The 206-nt window shown below is 81.1% G+C and carries 1 protein-coding gene; it reads left to right on the top strand.

Going from position 1 to position 206, the window contains the following annotated elements; all coding sequences use genetic code 11:
* On the top strand, positions 1-206 hold a 206-nt coding region (locus IH45_RS1000000149655; RefSeq protein ID WP_032919641.1), incomplete at both ends, for a hypothetical protein.

Below are 206 nucleotides of genomic sequence, written 5' to 3'. Positions count from 1 at the left end.
CGGTCGTCACGGCGGTCATCGCGGCGGAAACCGCCACGGTCGTCGTCCCGGCGCGGGCCGCGGTCGTCGCGGCGGTAGCCGCCGCGGTCGTCGTCGCGGCGGGGGCCGCGGGGCGCGCGGTCGTCGCGCGAGAAACCGGGGCGGTCGTCACGGCGGAAGCCACCGCGGTCGCCCTCGCGGCGCGGAGCGCGCTCGTCGCGCGGGTA

Origin of the sequence: Streptomyces rimosus subsp. rimosus (assembly GCF_000720725.1) — a bacterium.
Classification (GTDB): domain Bacteria; phylum Actinomycetota; class Actinomycetes; order Streptomycetales; family Streptomycetaceae; genus Streptomyces; species Streptomyces rimosus_A.
The sequence above is the reverse complement of the archived record's forward strand: the minus strand, read 5'-3'. Positions and strand labels throughout refer to the sequence as shown.